Here is a 21,800-nt window from a genome sequence, read left to right on the forward strand (position 1 = left end):
CAGGCTCGCTGGTTGGCCGGCCGGCCCCCTGCCGCAGGCGGCGCCCTGCCTCTACGAGCGCTCCGTCGGCAGCAGGCGGGTGATCGTCTCCTCCAGGCGGGGCAGGGTCCGTTGGCCCGCCAGGGCGAGGGCGATCGCCGCGGCGACGGCCGCCCAGGCCACCGGGCCGAGCGGGGTGCAGCCGACGAGGCGGCTGACCCCCGGGGTCTGGACCACGGCGACCAGGACGAGGGCGGAGCCCAGGGACGTCACCCGGACCAGGGTGCTGCCACGGCGGTCGAGCAGGGTCTGGGCGAGTTGGGTGCCGACCACCGCGCACAGCGCCATCGTGCTGGAACGGCGGGCGGTGCCCGGCGTGAAGCGGCCGATCAGCCAGGCCGTGACGGCGCCCAGGCAGGTGGTCAGGGCGCGATGGCGGATCTGCCGGATCAGCGGGTCGCCCAGGACCCCGCCGGCCACGTCCTCCGGCGAGCCGGCCCGTGCCTGCGCCGGGTCCTCCTTCGGTGTCACCGCCACCGCCATCGCCGGGAACAGGTCCGTGAACAGGTTCACCATGAGCATCTGACGGGTCGACAGCGGCGCGGTGCCCGACAGCAGGGTGCCGACCAGGCCGAAGCCGACCTCACCCGCGTTGCCGCCGATCAGGATGGCGATGGCGTCGGCGACGCTGTGCCACAGGGCGCGGCCCTCGCCGATCGCGTCGATCAGGACGGTCAGGTCGCCGTCGGTGAGGACGATGTCGGCGGCGTTGCGCGCGGCGGCCGAGCCCCGGGCGCTGATGCCGACGCCGATGTCGGCGGCGCGGATCGCGGCCGCGTCGTTGGCGCCGTCACCGACCATGCCGACCACCCGGCCCGCGTCGCGCAGCGCCTCCACCACCTGGAGCTTCTGCTCGGGCGCGACACGGGCGACCACCCCGGCGTCGCGCAGCATCCGCGCCCTGGCCGAGCGGTCGGCGGCGGCCAGTTCGTCCCCGGTGACCACGACCGTGTCCTCCGGCCAGCCCAGCTCGGTGGCGATGGCCCGGGCCGTCTGCGGGTGGTCGCCGGTGAGCATGACCGGACGTACGCCCTCCTCGTACAGTCCGCCCACCAGGACCGTGGAGGTCTCGCGCGGGACGTCCGACAGCGCCAGCAGCCCGGTGAACACCAGCTCCCGCGGCTCTTCGAGGGCGTCCGTCCCGGCCTCGTCCTCCCGGAGCCGGCGTTCGGCCACCGCCAGGACCCGCAGCCCGGCACCGGCCAGTTCGTGGGCGGCTTCGGAGGCATGGGCGGGAAGGCCGGCACAGGCGGGCAGCACGGTCTCCGGGGCGCCCTTGACCACCAGCACGCGCGGGCCGTCCGCGACCCGGCCCACGGCGGCGGCGTACCCCCGGCCGGCCTCGAAGTCGAGGCCCTCGAGCTGCGTCCAGTCCGGGTCCCGCCCGGCCGCGTCCAGGACGGCCTCGTCGGTGGCGTGCACCGGTCGGCCGGAGCCGCCGTCCGGCCGCGAGCCGCCGTTCAGCCGCGGACAGGCCCGCGCCGCCGTCCGCAGGGTGTCCGCCGAGGCCGCGTCACGCGCCCGGCGGACCGTGCCGCCGGCGTCGGCCACCCGCACCACACGCAGCCGGTTCTCGGTGAGCGTGCCGGTCTTGTCGAAGCAGAGGGTGTCCATCCGGCCCAGCGCCTCCAGCGTGCGCGGGGTGCGGACGAGGACCCCGCCCCGGCTCAGCCGCCGCGCGGCCGCCAGCTGCGCCACGGTGGCCACCAGCGGCAGGCCCTCCGGTACGGCGGCCACGGCGACGGCCACACCGCCGCTCACCGCCTCGCGGATGGCCGTACCGCGCAGCAGCGCCAGACCGGTCACGGCGGCGCCGCCCGCCAGGGTCAGCGGCAGTGCCTTGCCGGTGAGTTCCTGGAGCCTGGCCTGCACACCGCCCGCGGGGGGCCTGCGGGCGGCGAGGTGGACGGCGCGGGCGGCCTCGGTGCGCTCGCCGGTGTCCACCACGACGGCCCGGGCCTGACCGGCCACCACGGTCGTGCCTTCGAAGACCATGCAGCTCCGGTCGGCGACCGGGGCGTGCGGGGTCGGGTCCGTCTGCTTCTGCACCGGAAGGGACTCCCCCGTCAGCGCGGACTCGTCGACCTCCAGACCCTCCTCCCACAGCAGCCTGGCGTCCGCGGGCACCACGTCGTCGCCCTTCAGCTCGATCACGTCGCCCGGGCGGAGCTTGCCCGCGTCGACCGTCAGGGTGCCGCCGGCCGGTGCCTCCGTCTCCGGGGGCGCGACGCGCGCCTTCCGCTTCTGCTCCGCGACCAGCCCGGACAGCGCCCGCTCGGCGCGCAGCCGCTGGATGCCGCCGACCAGGGCGTTCAGATCGAGGGCGCCGACGACGAGCAGGGCGTCCACCACGGAGCCGAGGATCGCGGACGCGGCCGAGCCCACCGCGAGCACGGGGGTCAGCGGGTCGTGCAGTTCTCCGCGGACGGCCCCGCCCAGTTCCACGGTCCACCGCGCCGGGGCGACGACGGGGTGCCGGGTCACGCTGTGGACGGCCCTGCGCATCCGGGCCGCTGCCCGCTGGAACGGGGTGGGCACGGCGCCGGGTTCCCGCTCCAGCCGCAGCCGGGCCTCGTCCGGGTCCAGCTCGTGCCAGTGCACGCGCGGTCGCGGGTGCGGCGCACGCGCGGTCGCCACGCCGAGGGCGGCGCGCGCTCCGGACAGCAAGGCCGCCGCCGCGCCGATGTCGACCGGCGCGTGGCGCAGTCCGGGCAGCACGGTGCGCTTCCCCCGCCCGCGCTTGGACTCGCCGATGGCCACCAGCAGACCGGAGAGCGCGGCACCGGAACGGGCCAGGGTCTGCGACCGGTGCCCGATCTCGCGGGCGGGGGGAATGGCCGTCAGCAGCCGCCACACGTCGGGCAGTCCGTGCAGGGCCAGGAGGTCCGCGCCCCACACGACGGCGCTGTCCCGGTCCGTGAGGGCGACGGCGACGTCGCCGGCGCGCAGCCCGGCCAGCAGGTCGTGCTCGTCGGCGGAGCCCACGCGGGCGACCACGACGACAGTGCCCTCCTCACCGCGCAGCTCGTACACGACGTCGTCCAACGGGCGCCGCACGTCGACGACCTGGTCGGCGAGCGCGGTGAAGTCCTCCAGGACGGGGTCGTCCACGACCACGACCCGCAGCCCGGCCCGGCGCGCCGCGTCCATGACGGGCTCGACCCACGGATCGGCCTCGCCGTCCTTGGTGCGCAGCGCACTCGGGTGCAGGACGACCGTGTCGGCCATCTCCAGCTGCCGCAGCCGCTCGGGGGCGCGCACGAGGACGCCCGTCCGGGACAGAGCCGCGCTCAGCAGCGCGTGGAACACGGCCGGCCCGTAGCGCGCGGCCTTGGGCGAGCCGGCGAGCACCGCCTCGGCCGCCTCGGCGCCCTCGTGCTTGACCAGGAGCGTCGCCACGGCGCCCAGGACGCTGCCGGCGGAGGAGTGGGCGGCGTAGTCCTGGGCCGGGGACACCCGCAGGGGCGGGCGCGGGAAGCCGTTCCCGGCGACACTGACCCGGTCGGGTGCGCACAGCTCGTCGTGGACCGCGTCGAAGGCGGCCAGGCGGGCCACCGTCTCACCGAGCTGGCAGGTCCGCAGCGCTCCGTCGAGCACCAGCGAGGTGGGGGTCTGGCCCGCGCCGTGGGCGGCCGCGTTCACGCAGGCCAGCAGCAGATCCATACGGTCGCCGCCGAACCGGGCGTGCAGCCAGGCCCGGAAGCGCGGGTTCTCCCGCAGCAGGGTGACCGCGGCGGTCACCATCCGGGGCGACGGCGGCAGCCGCAGGGCGTACGCGGCGACCCCCGCGAGGATGCCCGTGACGTCGGCCGCGAGGGTGGCGGAGGCGGTGCGCACCCCGGCCGGGTCGGAGGGATGCGTGACCTCGTCCGGGAAGCCGCCCGCGAGGATCAGCCCGTGCTGCTCGGCGAGTTCGGCCGCCTGGTCCACGACCCGGTCGCCGAGCTCCTCCTCGGTCACGGTCACCACCAGACGCGCGAGTCCCTCGTCCCAGTACGCGAACGCCACGTCCGGATGCTCCGCCAGGGTCTCGGCGACCCGGCGTGCCAGATGCTCCCGGCCGCCCGCGCGCCGCACCTGTTCCGGTTCCGCGGGCCGCAGCGCCAGGTGCGCCCGCGCGCCCGACCGCCAGTGCCCTCCTCCGCCGGGCAGCGCGTGCCGGGCGACCCGCGCGACCCGCGCCGCCGAGTCCGCGCTCCGTACGCCGGCGCGTGCCGTGCCCGCCAGCGCCCCGGCGGCCACCCCGACCGCCGGCGCCGCGGCCCGCGCGAGCATGCCGGGGGCCGCGGGCAGCAGCCGGGCGGCGGCCGACGGCGCCGTCAGCAGTCGGAACCCCATGGCGCGCCCTCAGCGGGTGGTGCGGCCGGGCCGCGCCGTCGGGCCGAGGGGGCCGGTGGACGCGCCGGGCGCGGGCGCCTCGCCCTGCTCATCGGCGGACGTCTCTGCCGGGGGAGCCGCCTCTGGCGACGGCTTCTGTGCCGACCGGGTGGCGGTGGGCCGGGGCGCGTTGGGCGCCTGGGAGCGCGCCGGCGCGGGTGCCCGGCCGCCGGGCTTCGCGCCGGGCTCCTGGGTGGATCGCAGAGCCGCGGAGGCGACATCGCGCGCGGGCTCCGGGGCCGAGGGGGCGGGCTCCTGGGCCGAGGGAACACCCTGGCGCGCGGGCTCCTGGGCCGTGGGAGCGACCTGGCGCGCGGGCTCGTGAGGCCGGTGGGCGGCGGCTTCCGCCGGCTTCCGGGCCGAACGCGCGACACCCTGCGCGGGCTTCCCGGTCGCGGCCGGGGCACCCGTGGTCTCCGTGGGCCGGGGCCGGGTGAACCACGCAACGGCCGCGCCGGTCACGGCGACCGGCCACTCCACCACCCCCATGACACCGAGCACCCCGGCACCCGTGTAGACCACCAGCCGGCGCCCGCGTGGGGACACGGCGCCGATCTTGTCCAGCGTTCCCTGCGCCGTCCTGCCGACCGTCCCGGCGCCCGGCACCCTCCGCAGCACCGAGGTTGCGCCGCGCAGGGGCGCCGTAAGGACCGACGACGACTTCTGCTCAGCCATGACTCTCCTCGACCGTGGTGTGAGAGCGCTTTCCGTGGCCGCCCGGCACCCGGCAACGCGCTGGTCGTCCCGCTTTCTCCCAGGGAACGCCACGGACCGCACCCTCGCCACTGGGCACGGGCCGTCCCGGCACACCACGTACCGGGCGCGGAGGAATCGACGGACGCACGCGGCGCTCCCGACGGCACGGCGCGCGGCCGACGATGCGCGTCGGGCAGGCCCCTACCGCCCTGCGCGGCCGAGCATCTCCTCGGTCAACTCCCGCTGGTAGTCGGTGTACGCGGTGCGCAGGGCCGGTCCGGGCCAGTCCGCCGGGAGCAGTTCGGGCGGCAGGACCGGGTCGGCCAGCAGGTGCCGTACGACGGCAGCGAGAGCGGTGAAGCGGTCGGCCGGCCGGTCCGTCCGGGCCACGTGGGCGAGCAGCGCCCGTGCCGTGGCCGCCCAGGCGTCGAGCGGCCAGAGACGCGCGGACAGCTCGCGGGCGGGCCGCTCGGGGCGGGCGCGACAGCGCTCGGACACCCGGTCGAGGTCCTCGGGCCAGGGCCTTCGCAGATTGGCGGGCCGCAGCCAGACGCCCTCGCGCAGTTCGGCGAGGCGGAGCTCGGCAAGCCGCGCGCGCAACTCGGCCCGTTCGGCGGGTCCCCGGCCGGTCGCCGTCACGACGACCATCTCCCACTCCCCGTCCCAGCGCCGGGTCTCGGGGTGCACGGCCGCGTCCTGGCGGCGCTGGCGCTCCAGCAGCCGGTCGCTGAGGCGGTAGACGGTGTCCGTACGCCGCAGGTCCCCGGCCGCCACCATCCGGCTCAGCGCCGCCCTCAGGGTCGAGCCCGCGACGCCGAAGGGTTCGACCGCCTGGACGAGGACCTTGACGGGCAGCTCGGGCGGGTGGGTGCCCAGCAGCAGGCTGAGGACGACCGACCGCGCGGACAGCGGGCGCAGGCCGACCCCGGCGGGCTCCTCAGACACGTTCATGGTCGCCAACTGTACGGATCCGTTGATGTTGCATCATTGCTACGGTCGCAGCGAAAGTGCAACACTGACCGCATGGCCTCGACACTCCCGCACACACGACACGACCGGCAGGGCGGCCCGCAGGACGGGCACCAGGGCGAGCAGCCCGGCGGACGACGGCGCGACCCCTCCGACGGGGCTCAGCGAGGACACCCGGGCGGACTCCAGGGCGACCATCCCGGCGGGGACCAGGGTGCACACCCCGGCGAGTGGCCGCATGCGGGCACCCACGACGTCACCAACCAGGCCCCTCCCCTGGCCCCGTACGACGCCTCCGAGGACACGGCCCTGCTGGAGGGACTGCGGCGTGAGGGCGCGGGCTGGGCCGAGGAGGGACTCCGGCGGCTCGGGCTGCGGGCCGGCAGCGCCGAGGTGCAGGAGTGGAGCGAGCTGGCCAACCGGCACGAGCCGGTGCTCCGTACCCACGACCGGTACGGCAACCGGATCGACGAGGTGGACTTCCACCCCAGCTGGCACCACCTGATGCGGACCGCGGTCGCGGAGGGGCTGGCCGGCGCGCCGTGGGCGGACGACCGTCCCGGCGCCCACGTCGCCCGCACCGCGCGCGGTCTGGTGTGGGGCCACACCGAGGCGGGACACGGCTGCCCGACGTCGATGACGTACGCCGCCGTCCCCGCCCTGCGCGCGCAGCCCGAACTCGCCGCCGTCTACGAGCCGCTGCTGACCAGCCGCGTGTACGAGCCGGGGCTGCGGGTCCCGGCCGAGAAGCCGGGTCTGCTGGCCGGCATGGGGATGACCGAGAAGCAGGGCGGTTCGGACGTCCGGACGAACACGACGACGGCCACGCCCACCGCCGAGCCCGGCGTGTACACGCTGCGCGGGCACAAGTGGTTCACCTCGGCGCCGATGTGCGACGTCTTCCTGGTGCTGGCGCAGGCCCCGGGGGGCCTGTCCTGTTTCCTGGTGCCGCGCGTCCTGCCGGACGGCAGTCGCAACACCTTCCGCATCCAGCGGCTCAAGGACAAGCTCGGCAACCGGTCCAACGCCTCGTCCGAGCCGGAGTTCGACGGGACCGTGGCCTGGCTGGTCGGGCCCGAGGGGAGGGGCGTCCGGACGATCATCGAGATGGTCAACTGCACGCGGCTGGACTGCGTGATGATGTCGGCGGCCCTGATGCGCAAGACGCTCGTGGAGGCCGGCCACCACGTACGCCACCGCCGCGCCTTCGGCGCGCTGCTGGCCGACCAGCCGCTCATGCGGAACGTCCTCGCCGACCTGGCGCTGGAGTCGGAGGCCGCCACGACGCTCGCGCTGCGGCTGGCCGGTGCGGCCGACCGCGTGGTGCGGGGAGACGCCGGCGAGGCGGCGTTCCGGCGGATCGCGACCGCCGTCGGGAAGTACTGGGTCACCAAGCGCGGGCCGGCCTTCACGGCGGAGGCCCTGGAGTGCCTGGGCGGCAACGGCTACGTCGAGGAGTCCGGAATGCCCCGGCACTACCGCGAGGCGCCGCTGCTGTCGATCTGGGAGGGGTCGGGGAACGTCAACGCGCTCGACGTGCTGCGGGCGCTGGGCCGGGAGCCCGGCGCGGCGGAGGCGCTGTTCGCCGAACTCGGCTCCGCCGAGGGCGCCGACGCCCGGCTGGACGCGGCCGTGACCCGCTTGAAGGACCAGCTGACCGAGGCGTCCCCGGTGGGCGCGCGCCGCCTGGTGGAGCTGATGGCGCTGACCCTCCAGGCCTCCCTGCTGGTCCGGTACGCCCCGCCCGCGGTGGCCGACGCCTTCTGCGCGACCCGGCTCGGCGGCGACTGGGGACACGCCTTCGGCACGCTGCCCGGCACCGCGGACCTCGGCACGATCCTGGGACGGGCGTTGCCGGACCGGGACTGAACGCCGTCCGGCCCCCGGTTTCGGCGCGGCTCGGGCTCCGGCTCGGGTCACTGCCCGTCCGGCCCTCGGCTCCGGCTCTGCTTCGGGTTGGGGCATGACGGTCCAGCCCGCGGCTCCGGCGCGGCTCCGGCTCGAAGTGCCGCCCGTCCGGTCCCGGGCTCCGACGCGGCTTCCGGCTCGGAGCGCCGCCCATCCGGCCCCCGGGCTCCCGCTCTGCGTTGGCTTGGGCCGCTGCCCGTCCGACCCCCGGGCTTTGGCGCGCCTCGCCGCCCGCCCAGCTCCGGGCTCCGGCACGGCTCGGGCTCGGAGCGCCGTTCGCCCGGCCCCCGGGCTCCGGCACAACTCCAGCTCGGAGCGCCGTTCGCCCAGCCCGGGCTCCGGTGCGGCCCGGGCCGCCGCCCGTCCGGAGCCGGGCGGGCGGCGGGCCGGCTTCACCAGGTCTTACGGCCCCACAGCGGGCCGAAACGTGCCCACTCGGCGTCCCACTGATCCATCCGCCGGCGCTCCAGGCGGCGGCACAGGACCCGGCCGCCGATCAGGGGGAAGGCGGCCGCGGTCGTCCCCACCAGGCCGCCGATCACCACGGCTCGCGTCCGGGCCTGGGCGGCCGTGGCGGGACGGGTCACCAGCCGGCCCTGCGGGTCGGTCCACACGGTGACGGGCGTGCCGGCCGCGCTGCCGGGCCGGACCCTGACCTGGCCGGTGTGCGCGGAGCCGTCCGCGCCGTTCCACCGCACCTTCGTCCACACCCTCAGGCCGTCGCTCGCCCGGTCGCCGTCCTCCTCCCCGACCTCCCCGGCCCCCTCGTCGCGCGACTGGGTCCCGACGGAGATGCCGGGCGCCTGCCGCGCCACCAGGGCGAGCGTGGGCCGCCACTCGACACGCTCCCGGGCCAGCCCGTGCTCCACGGCCCGGGCCGCCGTCCATCCGGCGAGCACCCCGGCGAGGACGGTGCACAGCCAGGCGCCGAGCACCACCCAGGCCTCCACCGCGTCGGCGCGGCGTCTGAGCGGATTGCGGCGCCACCGCCACAGCCACACCTTCGGACCACGGAACGCCATCGAAGGCATCCTCCTCACGAGCGCACGGACATGCCGGACCGCCCTCCCATACGAAGGAGGGGTCCTCGATGCTCACGGTGATCCCCCCGAATCGACGTTCCCACGAGTCCCGGCCCTCACGCACGGTTCTGCCGGAATCCGTGGAAGCAGGCCGGGCCGGGATGGTAAGGCGTCTCGGTCTTGCCGCTCTGACCTGCGGCGACGCGGCTGCGGGGGTGACTGTCAGTGGTGGGGTGCAGACTGGCCGGTGTCCGGGACGAGGAGGTCTCGGACGACGATGTCGCGGAGGTGATCGGCATGACCGAGGTACTGCTCGCCGTAGGCACCCGCAAGGGCCTGTTCATCGGACGGCGGCGGGGCGGCTCCTGGGAGTTCGACGACAGCCCGTACTTCAACGCGCAGGCCGTCTATTCGGTCGCCGTCGACACCCGGGGCGGCACCACGCGGCTGCTGGCCGGAGGCGACAGCTCGCACTGGGGACCCTCCGTGTTCCACTCCGACGACCTGGGCCGCACCTGGACCGAGCCCGCCCGGCCGGCGGTCAAGTTCCCCAAGGACACCGGCGCTTCGCTCGAGCGCGTGTGGCAGCTGCACCCGGCCGCCGCCGAGCCGGACGTGGTGTACGCGGGCACGGAACCGGCCGCGCTGTACCGCTCCGAGGACCGCGGCGAGAGCTTCGAACTGGTACGGCCCCTGTGGGAGCACCCCACGCGGTCGAAGTGGGTGCCGGGCGGGGGCGGTGAGGGTCTGCACACCGTGGTGACCGACCGGCGCGACCCGAAGGCGGTCACGGTGGCGGTCTCCACCGCCGGGGTGTTCCGCACCGTCGACGGCGGCGCGAGCTGGGCGCCCGCCAACTCCGGTGTCTCCGCGGTGTTCCTGCCCGATCCCAACCCGGAATTCGGGCAGTGCGTCCACAAGGTGGCGCAGGACGCGACCGACCCCGACCGGCTGTACCTGCAGAACCACTGGGGGGTGTACCGCAGCGACGACGCGGGCGCGCACTGGACGGACATCGGCGCGGGCCTGCCCTCGACCTTCGGCTTCGCCGCGGCCGCCCACCCCCACCGCGGGGACACGGCGTACGTGTTCCCCATCAACGCCGACGCGGACCGGGTGCCCGCCGACCACCGGTGCCGGGTGTTCCGCACGGCGGACGCCGGCAAGAGCTGGGAGCCGCTGACGGCCGGTCTGCCCCGGGAGGACCACTACGGCACCGTGCTGCGCGACGCGCTGTGCACCGACGACGGGGACCCGGCCGGCGTGTACTTCGGCAACCGCAACGGCGAGGTGTACGCCTCGGCGGACGACGGCGACAGCTGGCGGCAGTTGGCGTCCCATCTGCCGGACGTGCTGTGCGTGCGCGCGGCGGTGATCGGTTGAGCACGTACGCGGAGGCCGGTGCCGTGCGCACGGACGCGGCCGCCCGGGTCCGGGGCACGCCGAGCGGGCCGCCGCCGGACTCCGGGGGCGTGAACTACCGGGAGAGAAGAGGTCGTTCACTTTCGGGGGCGGTTCGGTCATCTTCGGTCGCCGAGGGGCCACCGGTTGATCGTCGGCCGGTGCCCGGCAGTAGGGTGACGCCCGTGGCACCACGACCGTTGCATGAGATCGTCGAACCGGGCTGGGCGAAGGCGCTGGAACCCGTGGCAGGACGGATCGCCGGGATGGGCGACTTCCTGCGCGCGGAGGTCGCCGCGGGACGCACCTACCTTCCGGCCGGGCAGAACGTCCTGCGGGCCTTCCAGCAACCCTTCGACGACGTCCGCGTCCTGATCGTCGGGCAGGACCCGTACCCGACCCCGGGGCACGCGGTGGGGCTGTCGTTCTCGGTCGCGCCCGATGTGCGCCCCCTGCCCGGCAGCCTGATCAACATCCACCGGGAGCTCCAGAGCGACCTGGGGCTGCCGCAGCCGTCCAACGGGGATCTGACGCCCTGGACCCGCCAGGGCGTCCTGCTGCTCAACAGGGCGCTCACCACGGCCCCGCGCCGGCCGGCCGCCCACCGCGGCAAGGGCTGGGAGGAGGTCACCGAGCAGGCGATCCGCGCCCTGGCGGCGCGCGGCAAGCCGCTGGTGTCGATCCTGTGGGGCCGCGACGCGCGCAACCTCCGTCCGCTGCTGGGCGACCTGCCCTCGGTGGAGTCCGCCCACCCCTCCCCCATGTCGGCCGACCGCGGCTTCTTCGGCTCCCGCCCCTTCAGCCGTGCCAACGACCTGCTGATCCGGCAGGGCGGCCAACCGGTGGACTGGCGACTGCCGTGACGCCCGACGGCCCACCGGGACCGCCCCCGACCGAGCCCGGCGGGGCGGGCGCGGCGGGGGACGACCGGCAGGCCGGTGCCGAACGGGTCGCGCGCGCCGGTGCGGAGCGGCGGCCGGGTGGCGGGCCGGCGCCCGCGCCGTCGGCAAGCGGCTCGGCACCGCCGCTGTCGGCGGGCGGCGCTGCGCGCAGGTCCGACGTGTGCGGGTTTCTCGCCGTGGACTCGGGCGGGTCCGGGCTCCGGGCCGTCGTCGGAGTGCCCGGGGACGACCCGTCGGCGCGCCCGCAGCGGGGGTCCGGGGAACCGGTACGGACCGGCGCCCGAGGGATCGACCCCGCCCATCTGATGGACCAACTGGCCCCCATGGCATGGGCGCTGGCGGCCGAGGCCGGCGTGGGGCGACTGGGGACGGCCGTCGTCGGCGCCGCCGGGCTCGCCAGCCTGGGAGACGCCCTGCGCGCCGAACTGCCCGGCGCGCTGGCCCGGGAGCTCGGCGTGCGGACGGTCGCGCTGGTGGCCGACGGGGTCACCGCCTACACCGGCGCCCTCGGCGCACGGCCCGGCGCCGTGATCGCCGCCGGGACCGGACTCATCGCGGTCGGCACCGACCTGACCCGCTGGCGCCGCGCCGACGGCTGGGGCCACCTGCTCGGCGACTGCGGCGGCGGGGCGTGGATCGGCCGTGCGGGGCTGGAGGCCGCGCTGCGCGCCCACGACGGACGGGACGGCGGCTCGGCCCCCCTGCTCGCCTGCGCGGAAGAGGTGTTCGGGCCGATGCCGGAGCTGCCCGGAACGATCTACCCGCGGGCGGACCGGGCCGCCGTCCTGGCGTCGTTCGCGCCCCGGGTCGCCTCCTGCGCCCCGGCCGACCCCGTCGCGGCCGGGATCCTGCGCGCCGCGGCCCGGCACATGGCGGAGTCGGCCGCCGCCGTCTGCCCGCCCACGGGCGAGCCCCGGATCGCCCTCACCGGTGGCCTGTTCAAGATGGGCGACCCCCTTCTCGCACCCCTGGACCGGGAACTGGCCAGGCGGCTGCCGCACGCCCGGCGTGTGCCCGCCGAGGGGGACCCGCTCCACGGCTCCGTGCGCATCGCGACCGCCCTGGCCGAGGGCGTTCTCACCCTGCCGGGGGACGAGAGGATGCTCCACGTCGCCCACCCGTGAGGGAATCGAGCCCCACGTCCGCGCATGTCGGACAAGTGCGGCCATGTTCCAGGCAAGTTGTCACATCCGGCCCGATTCTGTGCGTCGGCGTTCGGATCCGTACGTAACTCAATCAGACAAAACCGGACGGATACCGTTCACCTGCACCCTCCCCGAACAGGGGAGCCCCGAAAGCCAGTAACATGCGGCGCCATGAGCTCCCCCACTGGGCCCGCGTCCGGCCTGCCAGTACGAATGCCGCGCCCCCGCCAGCCCGGACGGCACCGTCGTCCCGAACCGCTGGCGGCGCCCGAGGGCGCGCCCGCGCTCGTCCTCGCGGTGCCGGGCACGCCCGGCGCCGCCCCGCGCGGCCTCGTCGAGGAGGTCGTGAGCATCGCGCGCTCCGAGCTTCCCGGCCTCGACGCCCGGATCGGTTACGTCGAGGGGGACGACGCCGAGCACCCCTCGCTGCAGTTCGTGCTCGCGCAGGCCGCGGAGGAGCGCACCGCCCGCTACGAGCAGGCGGTCGCCGCCGGCCTGGAGGTCAAGGAGCCCGACGGCCCCGTCGCCGTCGTGGTCCCGCTGCTGGCCGGCCCGGACGGCGCGCTGCTGCGTCAGATCCGCCAGGCCGTCATGGACAGCCGGGTCGCTGCGGAGCTGACCGACGTGCTCGGTCCGCACCCGCTGCTCGCCGAGGCGCTGCACGTGCGCCTGTCCGAGGCCGGTCTGGCCCGCGCCGACCGCGCCCGCCTGTTCACCGTGGCGACCGCCGCGGACGGCATCGTCCTGGCCTCCGTCGGGGGCGAGGAGGCCGTGCAGGCCGCCGGTATCACCGGCATGCTGCTCGCCGCCCGCCTCGCCGTGCCGGTGATGGCGGCCGCCCTCGACCAGGAGGGCTCCATCACGGCCGTCGCCGAGCAGCTGCGCTCCTCCGGTTCGCAGCAGCTGGCGCTGGCGCCGTACCTGATCGGCCCGGAGATCGACGCCGGGCTGGTCGCGGCGGCGGCCGAGGAGGCGGGCTGCGCGGCCGCCGAGCCCCTCGGCCCCTACCCGGCGATCGGCAAGCTCGCCCTGGCCAAGTACACGACGGCCCTGGGTATCGCCCCGCAGCAGCCACAGGGCGCGCCGGTTCGCTGAGCAGGGCGTTCCACCGCACCACCCGTACGCCCAAGGGCCCCGCCCCTCACCGAGGAGCGGGGCCCTTCGCTTCGCCGCTCGCCCGCGGTCAGCCGAAGACCACGCAGGAAGCCGCCGGGATTCGCACCGCACCGGCGCGCACCGGCAGCCCGGTCTCCGGATCGAGGGCGAACCAGGTCACGTCCCCGGACCGCTCGTTCGCGACGTAGAGGAAGCCGTCGTGGAGGGCGAGGGCGCGCGGCCAGTGACCCCCGCACGAGACCGCCGCCACCAGCCGGAGCCGGTCCCCGCCCTCCTCCACGGCGAACAGGGACAGCACGTCCTCACCGCGCGTCGCGATCCACACGAACCGCCCGTCCGGCGCCACGACGATGCCGGAGGGGTACGCGTCACCGGCGGGGGCGTCCGGCAGCACCGGCGTCTCGGCCAGCGGCCTGAGCGAGCCGGCGGCGGCGTCCCAGCGGCAGACGGTGACCGTGGGGGTGAGTTCGTTCACGACGTAGGCATGGACGCCGTCCGGGTGGAAGGCCAGGTGGCGCGGGCCGGAGCCGGGGCGCAGCGCGATCTCCCGGTGCGGCAGGAGCTTGCCGTGCGTGAGCGTGCACACCCGGACCGAGTCCGTCCCGAGGTCGACGCTGACGACCCAGCCGCCGCTCGGATCCTGCTGCACCTGGTGGACGTGCGGGCCCCGCTGCCTGCGCTCGTGCGGTCCGGAGCCCGTGTGCTGGAGCACGTCGGACGGGCTGTGCGCGAGACGCCCGTCGGCCCGGACGGGAACGGCGCTGACGCTGCCGGAGCCGTAGTTGGCGGTCAGCAGATGCCCGTCCACCAGGCTCAGGTGGGTGGGGCCACTGCCGCCGACCCGTACCGGAGACCCGGCGAGCTCGACGGTGTCCCCCTTCACGCGGTAGGCGACCGCGGCTCCCTCGGCCGTCTCGCTGACCGCGTAGAGCGTGCCGCCGTCCGGCGACACGGCCAGGTAGGACGGGTCGCGCACTCCGTCCGTGCGGTTCAGCACGGTCAGCGCGCCGCCGTCCCCGGCCACGGCCGCGGTGACGACACCGGGGCCGCCCTCCGCCGTGAACGATCCGATGAAAGCCCGCCGTCGCCGCGTCGCGCCGTCCGCCACAGCTGTCCCCTCTCGCTCGCCCGTGCCGTTCGGGGCGACGGTAGCAGCCGATCAAGATCGGTCTAGACCAAGCGGAGAGACGCGCCGTCGCGGCACTTCGGCGGGCACGCACGCCTTCGGCGCGGGAGGCCCCGCGCCGCGCAGGCGGACGTAGACGTCGGAGGCCCTGCGCCACGTAGGCGACGTAGACGTCGGAGGCCCTGCGCCACGCGGGGTGTCGCAGGCCCTCCGTCACGCCGGCCCCTCGACCTGGTGCTCCGGCGTTCGAGGCGTCGCGCGGCCCCGGTCCGTCCGGGACCCCGGGATACCCCGGGCGCCCGGGACCTCCGCTGTCCCGGCGTTCGAGGACGGCCACGGCGGTAGGCGTTCGGGGCCCCGCGCCGCCGAGCGTCCGTGCGGCCCCGGCCACACGAGGGCCCGTACCGCCCCGGCTGTCGGGAGACTCCGTACTGTCCCGGCTCCTCTGGATCAGCGCCGACCCGGCCCTTGGAGCCCCGCCGGCGCTCCGGCGCTCCGGCGCTCGAGATTCCGCAACACCGCGGCGGCCGAGACCCCGGACCGCCCCGGCGTCCGAGACCCCGCGCCCCCTCCGGTCATGGGACACCCACGCGGCCCGGCCGTCCGACGGGCGCGCGGCCCTGCGGCCCGTTCGCGCCCGCGTGACGAGCCCCACGGCGCGAGGGACGGTCGTCAGGCGCCGACCAGGGGCGAGCCCGGCGGGGTCCGCAGGGGCTCGGCCAGGTCGGCGAGGGCCCGCTCCAGCCCGTGCAGGTGGGCGAGAGCGGGTTCCGCGATCGGCGGCCGGGCGGTGCCCACGTCGACGCGATCGGCGCCGCCGGTGGTCAGCGCCTCCACCGCGGCCTCCACGCGCCAGCACGCGGCGGCCAGCCGTGCGTCGTGGGAGGCCACCGGGTCGGCGGCGACGGAGACGAGGCCGCGGATCTCACGGGCGCAGTCGTCGAGCAGGGCGAGCACCCGGCGGGCGCGCCGCTTGCGGCCCAGCATGGGGTTCAGCGGGTGCACGAGCGGTGCCACGGACAGCCGCACCCGGCCGAGCAGTTGCTCCAGTTCGGCCACGCGCGGCGCGGGGTCGGCGTCCGCGGCACCCGCGAGGCGTGCCGCGGCCTCGCCGGTGCACGCGTGGACGCAGTGCAGGGCACGCTGGATCCAGGAGTCGGTGACGGCGTGGGTGGTGACCGGCAGGACGAAGAGCACGGCCAGCCCGGCTCCCAGCGCGCCGATGCCGGTCTCCACGAGCCGCAGGGCCAGCAGTCCGGGGCTCATCACGCCCAGAAGCCCGTAGAGCGACTCGGCGAGCAGCGTCACCCAGAGCATCATCCAGGTGTAGGAGACTGCGGCGGTGTAGAAGATGCCGAAGACGCTGACGGCGGCGAGGACTGCGGTCGGGAGCGGGGCTCCGTGCAGGGGGACGGCGACGAGGAAGCCGAGTCCGATGCCGATGACCGTGCCGAGGACGCGCCGGAAGCCGCGTACCAGGGTCTCGCCGCGCGAGGCGGTGTTCACGAAGACCCACCAGGTGGCGCCGACGGCCCAGTACCAGCGCTGCCCGGACATCAGCTGGCCCACGACCAGCGCGAAACCCGCGCCGGCTGTCGCCTGGACGGCCTGCCGGGTGGTCACGCGGGCGAGTCCGGTGCCGCCGGCCGGGGCGGGCACGGCGACCGGGGGCAGCCGGCGCTCGTAGCACCACAGCCCGAAGCGCACCGCCGCCGCGCTGAGCACGGACAGCAGTACGGCGGAGAACAACTCGGGCAGTCGGCCGGTCGTGGCGTGGAGGAACTGCGCCACGAAGAAGGTCATGAACGCGAACACGCCGAGGCTGTGCCCGCGCGGTCCCCAGCGGCGTGCGTAGACGCCCGCGCCGACCACGGCGAGGAAGGTCAGGTCACGCGCCACGGGGTGGGCGTGCAGTTCGGCCGCGGCGGCGAGCACGGGCAGGCCGACGACCGGCAGCAGCGCGGTGGTGACCGCCTGGCCGCGGACCGTGGCGTCGGCGACGGTGAAGAGGGCGAGCAGGGCGGCGAGGCCGCCGGTGACGGCGCCCACCAGGGAGTGTCCGGCCAGGCCGCAGACCACGACCGCGAGGCCGAGGCCAAGTACGGCCCGGGCGGCGAAGCGCAGTCGGATCCGGCCCGGGTCCGGAGCCGCGAACACCCTCTTCAGCACGGATTACCGCCCCCTTCGGAAGACCTGTGACCAGGCCCGTGACGGCGGGAACACCGCGGGCACGGGCACCGCCGGGGCCCCGTGGCGCACCGGCATGAAAAAGGCGCCGCGGGATCCGCAGCGCCATCGACGCGACCATGAGAGCATCCGGGCGGCCTCTGGCTCAAGTGTCCGGTGCACCACTGAGCCATTGGCCCACCTCGGGAGCGATGCAGGGGCCCGGCACCGGGCCAATGGACGCCTCCCTCTGGCTCACCCCGGCCGCACCCGTCTGAGCCATTGGTACAGTCGGAAGTGATCACACCGCACCAGGGAGGCCGGCACCATCGTGGCCGTGGACGAGCTCGACACCCGCATCCTGCGCCTGCTGCTGGAGCAGCCGCGCACCAGCGTGCGCGAGTACGCCCGGATCCTCGGTGTCGCGCGCGGCACGCTCCAGGCCCGCCTCGACCGGCTGGAACGGGACGGAGTGATCACCGGCACGGGCCCGACGCTCTCCCCCTCCGCGCTCGGCCACCCCGTCCTCGCGTTCGTCCACATCGAGGTCACCCAGGGTCACCTGGACGAGGTCGGCGACACGCTGGCCGGGGTGCCGGAGATCGTCGAGGCGTTCTCGATCACGGGCGGCGGCGACCTGCTCACCCGGGTCGTGGCCCGCGACAACGCCCACCTGGAAGACGTGATCCAGAAGCTCATCAGCCTCCCGGGCGTGGTCCGCACCCGCACCGAGGTCGCCCTGCGCGAGCGGGTCCCCTACCGTCTGCTGCCGCTGGTGGAGTCGATCGGCCGTACGGCCAAGAGGTGACGCGCGCCCCGCTACGAACGGCGGCGGGGCCGGCCGCGGCCGTCGCCCTTGGAGCCGCCGCCGGACGAGCCGCCGCGCCCGCCTCGGCCGCCGGACGTCTTCCTCCCCGCCGTGCCGCCGGTCCTGCCCGCCGCTCCGCCGGTCTTCCCGCCGGTCTTCCCGCCCGCCGTGGGCTTGCGGCGGGCGCCGGAGCCGGCGCCCTCGGACCGCTTGCCCCCCGCTTCCGCGGAGGACTGCTGGGGTCGGCGTCCCCGGGTGCTGTTGGCCGTCCGCCCGCGGACGATCCCGATGAAGTCGTCGACCAGATCGGTGGTCGCCTCCTCCGGCCAGCACAGCGCGACACCGGACTGCGGGGCGTCCACGACCGTCCGGTAGGTCAGGTCCCTGCGGTGGTGGAGACGGGCCAGGGACTGCGGGACGACCAGCAGGCCCACCCCCGCCGCCACGAGCTCGACGGCGTCCTCGGTGGTCGCCGGGCGTTCGAACGCCGGCTCGCCGGGAGGCCGCTCCCAGCCGAGCACGTCGTCGAGCGGATGGAAGAGGACCTCCTCGGCGAGGTCCTCGAGGTTCACCTCGTCCGCGGCGGTCATCAGGTGGTCCTTGGGCACGACCACCACCGTCGTCTCGGTGTAGAGGGGGATCGCGCTGAAGAACGTACGGTCCATCGGCAGCCGTACCACTCCCGCGTCCGCGTCGCCGCGCCGCAGCACATCGGATGCCTCGGCGGCCGGGACCTGGAGGAGGGTGAGCGGGACGTCGGGCAGGCGCTCGTTCCAGATCCGCACCCACTTGGCGGGCGTCACCCCGGGGACGTACGCGAGCCGGAACTGGGGGGATGCTTCCGAGCCTGTCACCCCGCCAGGTTACCCGGCGTGGTCGGAGGCCTTCTCCGCGGTCGATAGTCTGGGCACCATGAAGTCGCACCAGACCGCCCAGACGATGAAGCCCGCCACCGCGGCGAAGAAGCTGGGCGTGTACCTCCCCGCCACGCCCGCCGATTTCCAGGAGGGCGTCGTATCGCGCACCGAGCTCGACCAACTTCAGGCCGATCCGCCCGAGTGGCTGCGGGAACTGCGGCGCAACGGTCCCCATCCCCGCCCGGTGGTCGCGGCCAAGCTGGGTGTCTCCATCTCCGGTCTGGCGCGCGGTGGGATCACCGACGCGCTCACCACCGAGCAGATCGAGGCGCTGAAGGAGGAGCGGCCGGAGTGGCTGGAGAAGGAGCGCGCCACCCAGGCCGAGGCCCGCAAGGAGTCGGCACGCCTGAAGAAGCGGGACGCCGAGCGCGCCGAGCAGGATCGGGCGTAGCCCTCCGGGACGGTCCCCGGAATCCCTGACCCGTCCCTGCCGCCCCGGCTCCGGGCCCCGATCCCGGGCCCTGGCCCGGGGGCGGCGGTCTCACCCGTAGCCAGTCGCTGCCCCGCGTATCGAAGTCCGTTCGACGGGTGCCTCGTCGCGCTTCTGTGCGCCCCCACGGAGAGGGGGTGAGGAGGCCGAGAACACGTTGGACTGGGCAGGACTTGAAGCGAGCGCCAAGCCCTGAAAGATCGCACGTCCCGTGTGTGTCGACTGAGGCAGGTGGTTGTCGGTGAGCCGTGTCGCGCCCGAAGCGGACCGAACCTGGATTGTGGGTACTGCGCCCGGCATATTCCCCTTCCTGAGCCACGGTATCGCCTTGTTCCGTCGGCCGCTGGCTTTTCTCAATTCCTTACCGGCGCACGGGGATCTGGTTCGCATACGGCTGGGCCCCACGCGCGCCTGGGTCGTGTGCCACCCCGAGCTGGTGCACCGGATGCTCCTGGACACGCGCTCCTTCGACAAGGGCGGTCCGCAGTACGACAGGCTGCGGCTGCTGATGGGCGACGGACTGGTGACCAGCCGTCAGGAGACGCACCGCCGGCAGCGCCGGCTGCTGCAACCACGCTTCACCCCGGCCCGGATCGCCGCGCACACCCGTCTGATGGGCGAGGAGGCCGAGGCGGTGTGCCGGACGTGGCGGCCGGGGCAGCGGATCGACGTCAGCGCGCAGATGATGGCCCTGACCACCCGGGTGACCGGCCGCGTCCTGCTCTCCGACACTCTCGACGAGGCGACGGCGGCAGAGGTGAGGGGCTGTCTGTCCGCCATCGTGCGCGGCTTGTTCGCCCGCACCGTGGTCCCGGTGGACGCCCCCTTCCGTGTCCCCACCCCCGCGAACCGGCGCTACCGGAGCGCGGTCGCCCGGCTGCACGCGATCGTCACCTCGGCCGTCGCGGAACGCCGTGCGGGGCCCGACCACGACGACCTGCTCGGCACCCTGCTGGCGGCCGCGGACGGCGGCGACGGTGCTGCGGCGATCACCGAGCGGGAGGTCCACGACCACCTCATCACGCTCCTGCTCACCGGAGTCGAGACGACGGCACTGTGCCTGGCCTCCGCCTTCAGCCTGCTCGCCCGGCACCCCGAGGCCGAGGAGCGTCTGCACGCCGAGGTCGACACGGTCCTCGGCGGCCGCCGGCCCGGCCCCGACGACCTTCCCCGCCTCGTCCACACCCGCCGCGTCGTCACGGAGACGCTGCGCCACTCCCCGCCCGGCTGGCTCTTCACCCGTGTCACCATGAAGGAGACCGAACTCGGGGGGTGCCGCCTGCCCCGGGGGGCCACCGTGCTCTACAGCCCCTATCTGCTCCACCACGACCCCGCTTCCTTCCCCGAACCGGACCGCTTCCTGCCGGAGCGCTGGCTGCCGGACCGCGCCGGCGGCGTGCGGCACGGCGCGATGCTGCCGTTCGCCGCGGGCAGCCGGAAGTGCATCGGTGACTCCTTCGCCGTGACGGAGGCGATGGTCGCCCTGGCGGCCGTCGCGGCCCGCTGGCGGTTGCGCCACCCGGCCGGACCGGTCGCCGCGCCGCGCCCCGCGGTGACGCTGGGGCCGAGGTCGCTGGTGATGTGGTGCGCGCCGCGGGCGCAGGAACCGGTCCGCACACCGTGGCAGGCGCGTTCCCTCGCTCCCCGGGCGACGGTGGATTCCCGGGAACAGGACTCCCGAACGGCAGGTGACCGTGATGTCGACGACGCATGAGGAACGCACGCTCGCCGAGGGGCGCGGGAGGCCGACCGCCAGTCTGCGGGATCTGATCGACGCCCAGCTGCACATGCCCTTCCCGTTCCGCAGCAACCGTCACGAGACCGAGGCGGCGGCCGGCATGGACGTATGGCTGCGCGAGCGCGGGCTGACCGCGGAGCCGGAGGTGGCGGACATGATCACGCGGACCCGTCCGGCCCAGCTCGCGTCGTACACCAGCCCGACCGCCGATCCGGAGATCCTCCGCATCGTGGCGAACCAGATCGCCTACCAGTTCGTCTTCGACGACCGGGCGGAGGTGGTCGGCCGGCGGTCCCCGGAGCGGTTGCTGCCCATGCTGTGCGAGAGCGTCGCCGTACTGCGGGACGGCGAGGCGCCCACCACCGTGCTCGGCGCGGCCCTCACCGACCTCCACCGGCAGGTGCGGGAACGGTGCACCCCCGCGCAGGCGGCCCGCTGGGCGTGGCACAGCCGCGAGTACGTGCACGGTCTGATGTACGAGGCGGTGGCACAGGCCGGCTCCGCCCCGCTGCGGATGGGCGTGTGCACGTCGATCCGGTCGCTCACCGCGGGTGTCGAACCGTTCTACCCGCTCTACGAGGCGGCGCAGTCCTGCCCGCCGACGCCGGAGGACATCCATCACCCACTCGTGCAGCGGCTGCGACGGCTGTCGGTCGATGCCGCGGTGTGGACGGCGGACCTCTTCTCGGCGGTGAAGGAGCAGCGCGCCGGCGGAGTGATCAATCTCGCCCTGGCCCATCGGAGCACCCACCGGTGCTCGCTTCCGGTGGCCGTCATGCTGGCGATCCGTCAGATCAACCGGGCCGTCCGGGAGTTCGAGACGCTTCGCGCCCGAGTGGAGCCGGAGTTGACCCCGGCGGGTGTCGGCTATGTGGACGGCATGACCGGCTGGATCCGCGGGTGCTACCACTGGTCCCGGAGCGTGCCGCGTTACGCGGACGCGGCGACCTCGCCAGCCTTCTGACCAGACAGTCTGACTACTTTACCGAAAGGAGTGAGGTTCCGGGCCGCAACCGCCGACGATTCACCCTTCCTTGTCG

The 21,800-nt window shown here is 75.3% G+C and carries 16 protein-coding genes; 9 read left to right on the forward strand and 7 right to left on the reverse strand.

Annotated elements, in window-relative coordinates:
* Positions 1 to 51: 51 nt before the first annotated feature.
* From ACF1A5_RS14985 to ACF1A5_RS14995, 3 genes are all read right to left on the reverse strand, one after another.
* The gene (locus ACF1A5_RS14985) at positions 52 to 4,377 is read right to left on the reverse strand and encodes an HAD-IC family P-type ATPase (RefSeq protein ID WP_392193265.1); all 4,326 of its coding nucleotides are present in this window, start codon (positions 4,375 to 4,377) and stop codon (positions 52 to 54) included.
* Between the two features lie 9 nt (positions 4,378 to 4,386).
* Positions 4,387 to 5,091: a hypothetical protein gene (locus ACF1A5_RS14990; protein WP_392193266.1), complete on the reverse strand. Its 705-nt coding sequence runs from the start codon at positions 5,089 to 5,091 to the stop codon at positions 4,387 to 4,389.
* A gap of 222 nt (positions 5,092 to 5,313) precedes the next feature.
* Complete coding sequence (locus ACF1A5_RS14995) at positions 5,314 to 6,063, reverse strand: PaaX family transcriptional regulator C-terminal domain-containing protein (protein ID WP_392193267.1); 750 nt, start codon at positions 6,061 to 6,063, stop codon at positions 5,314 to 5,316.
* 72 nt (positions 6,064 to 6,135) lie between these two features.
* Here ACF1A5_RS14995 and ACF1A5_RS15000 point away from each other — a divergent pair, with 72 nt between their 5' ends.
* Complete coding sequence (locus tag ACF1A5_RS15000) at positions 6,136 to 7,950, forward strand: acyl-CoA dehydrogenase family protein (RefSeq protein ID WP_392193268.1); 1,815 nt, start codon at positions 6,136 to 6,138, stop codon at positions 7,948 to 7,950.
* A gap of 431 nt (positions 7,951 to 8,381) precedes the next feature.
* On the opposite strand, the gene ACF1A5_RS15005 is transcribed toward ACF1A5_RS15000, so the two are convergent.
* A complete protein-coding gene (locus tag ACF1A5_RS15005; protein ID WP_392193269.1) occupies positions 8,382 to 9,011 on the reverse strand; it encodes a hypothetical protein in 630 nt (209 codons plus the stop codon).
* Positions 9,012 to 9,236: 225 nt separating this feature from the next.
* Here ACF1A5_RS15005 and ACF1A5_RS15010 point away from each other — a divergent pair, with 225 nt between their 5' ends.
* The 4 genes from ACF1A5_RS15010 to ACF1A5_RS15025 all read left to right on the forward strand — a co-directional run bounded on the left by ACF1A5_RS15010 (position 9,237) and on the right by ACF1A5_RS15025 (position 13,554).
* Positions 9,237 to 10,394, forward strand: a complete 1,158-nt coding sequence (locus ACF1A5_RS15010; protein ID WP_392193270.1) for a WD40/YVTN/BNR-like repeat-containing protein — start codon at positions 9,237 to 9,239, stop codon at positions 10,392 to 10,394.
* 203 nt (positions 10,395 to 10,597) lie between these two features.
* Positions 10,598 to 11,275: a uracil-DNA glycosylase gene (locus ACF1A5_RS15015; RefSeq protein ID WP_392193271.1), complete on the forward strand. Its 678-nt coding sequence runs from the start codon at positions 10,598 to 10,600 to the stop codon at positions 11,273 to 11,275.
* A 164-nt stretch (positions 11,276 to 11,439) separates the two neighbouring features.
* Complete coding sequence (locus ACF1A5_RS15020; RefSeq protein ID WP_392193486.1) at positions 11,440 to 12,438, forward strand: N-acetylglucosamine kinase; 999 nt, start codon at positions 11,440 to 11,442, stop codon at positions 12,436 to 12,438.
* A gap of 192 nt (positions 12,439 to 12,630) precedes the next feature.
* A complete protein-coding gene (locus ACF1A5_RS15025; protein ID WP_392193272.1) occupies positions 12,631 to 13,554 on the forward strand; it encodes a sirohydrochlorin chelatase in 924 nt (307 codons plus the stop codon).
* Positions 13,555 to 13,642: 88 nt separating this feature from the next.
* Here the strand turns inward: ACF1A5_RS15025 and ACF1A5_RS15030 are convergent, their stop codons facing one another.
* Entirely contained in the window at positions 13,643 to 14,683 is a 1,041-nt protein-coding gene (locus ACF1A5_RS15030; RefSeq protein WP_392193273.1) for a lactonase family protein, read from the reverse strand.
* Between the two features lie 690 nt (positions 14,684 to 15,373).
* Entirely contained in the window at positions 15,374 to 16,870 is a 1,497-nt protein-coding gene (locus tag ACF1A5_RS15035) for an FUSC family protein (protein ID WP_392193274.1), read from the reverse strand.
* 328 nt (positions 16,871 to 17,198) lie between these two features.
* Between ACF1A5_RS15035 and ACF1A5_RS15040 the strand changes: the two genes are divergently transcribed.
* Positions 17,199 to 17,675 carry an Lrp/AsnC family transcriptional regulator gene (locus tag ACF1A5_RS15040; RefSeq protein ID WP_392193275.1) on the forward strand — a complete coding sequence of 159 codons (477 nt, stop codon included), beginning with the start codon at positions 17,199 to 17,201 and terminating at the stop codon, positions 17,673 to 17,675.
* Between the two features lie 11 nt (positions 17,676 to 17,686).
* On the opposite strand, the gene ACF1A5_RS15045 is transcribed toward ACF1A5_RS15040, so the two are convergent.
* Positions 17,687 to 18,529, reverse strand: coding sequence for a LysR family substrate-binding domain-containing protein (locus tag ACF1A5_RS15045; protein WP_392193276.1), 843 nt, complete (start codon positions 18,527 to 18,529; stop codon positions 17,687 to 17,689).
* A gap of 58 nt (positions 18,530 to 18,587) precedes the next feature.
* On the opposite strand from ACF1A5_RS15045, the gene ACF1A5_RS15050 reads away from it, so the two are divergent.
* The 3 genes from ACF1A5_RS15050 (at position 18,588) to ACF1A5_RS15060 (ending at position 21,724) form a co-directional block, all read left to right on the forward strand.
* The gene (locus ACF1A5_RS15050) at positions 18,588 to 18,983 is read left to right on the forward strand and encodes a DUF5997 family protein (protein WP_392193277.1); all 396 of its coding nucleotides are present in this window, start codon (positions 18,588 to 18,590) and stop codon (positions 18,981 to 18,983) included.
* A 319-nt stretch (positions 18,984 to 19,302) separates the two neighbouring features.
* On the forward strand, positions 19,303 to 20,736 hold the full coding sequence (locus ACF1A5_RS15055) for a cytochrome P450 (protein ID WP_392193278.1): 1,434 nt from the start codon (positions 19,303 to 19,305) through the stop codon (positions 20,734 to 20,736).
* Positions 20,720 to 21,724: a (-)-alpha-amorphene synthase gene (locus ACF1A5_RS15060; RefSeq protein WP_392193279.1), complete on the forward strand. Its 1,005-nt coding sequence runs from the start codon at positions 20,720 to 20,722 to the stop codon at positions 21,722 to 21,724. The genes ACF1A5_RS15055 and ACF1A5_RS15060 overlap by 17 nt, the downstream gene beginning before the upstream one ends.
* The last annotated feature ends 76 nt before the right edge of the window (positions 21,725 to 21,800 follow it).

This window comes from Streptomyces sp. NPDC014864, assembly GCF_043081525.1.
Lineage (GTDB): Bacteria > Actinomycetota > Actinomycetes > Streptomycetales > Streptomycetaceae > Streptomyces.

What these genes read in the sequence shown, in the direction of transcription:
- ACF1A5_RS14985 (WP_392193265.1), bottom strand. Translation starts at nt 4,377, where the DNA reads ATGGGGTTCCGACTGCTGACGGCGCCGTCGGCCGCCGCCCGGCTGCTG.
- ACF1A5_RS14990 (WP_392193266.1), bottom strand. Translation starts at nt 5,091, where the DNA reads ATGGCTGAGCAGAAGTCGTCGTCGGTCCTTACGGCGCCCCTGCGCGGC.
- ACF1A5_RS14995 (WP_392193267.1), bottom strand. Translation starts at nt 6,063, where the DNA reads ATGAACGTGTCTGAGGAGCCCGCCGGGGTCGGCCTGCGCCCGCTGTCC.
- ACF1A5_RS15000 (WP_392193268.1), top strand. Translation starts at nt 6,136, where the DNA reads ATGGCCTCGACACTCCCGCACACACGACACGACCGGCAGGGCGGCCCG.
- ACF1A5_RS15005 (WP_392193269.1), bottom strand. Translation starts at nt 9,011, where the DNA reads ATGGCGTTCCGTGGTCCGAAGGTGTGGCTGTGGCGGTGGCGCCGCAAT.
- ACF1A5_RS15025 (WP_392193272.1), top strand. Translation starts at nt 12,631, where the DNA reads ATGAGCTCCCCCACTGGGCCCGCGTCCGGCCTGCCAGTACGAATGCCG.
- ACF1A5_RS15050 (WP_392193277.1), top strand. Translation starts at nt 18,588, where the DNA reads ATGAAGTCGCACCAGACCGCCCAGACGATGAAGCCCGCCACCGCGGCG.
- ACF1A5_RS15060 (WP_392193279.1), top strand. Translation starts at nt 20,720, where the DNA reads ATGTCGACGACGCATGAGGAACGCACGCTCGCCGAGGGGCGCGGGAGG.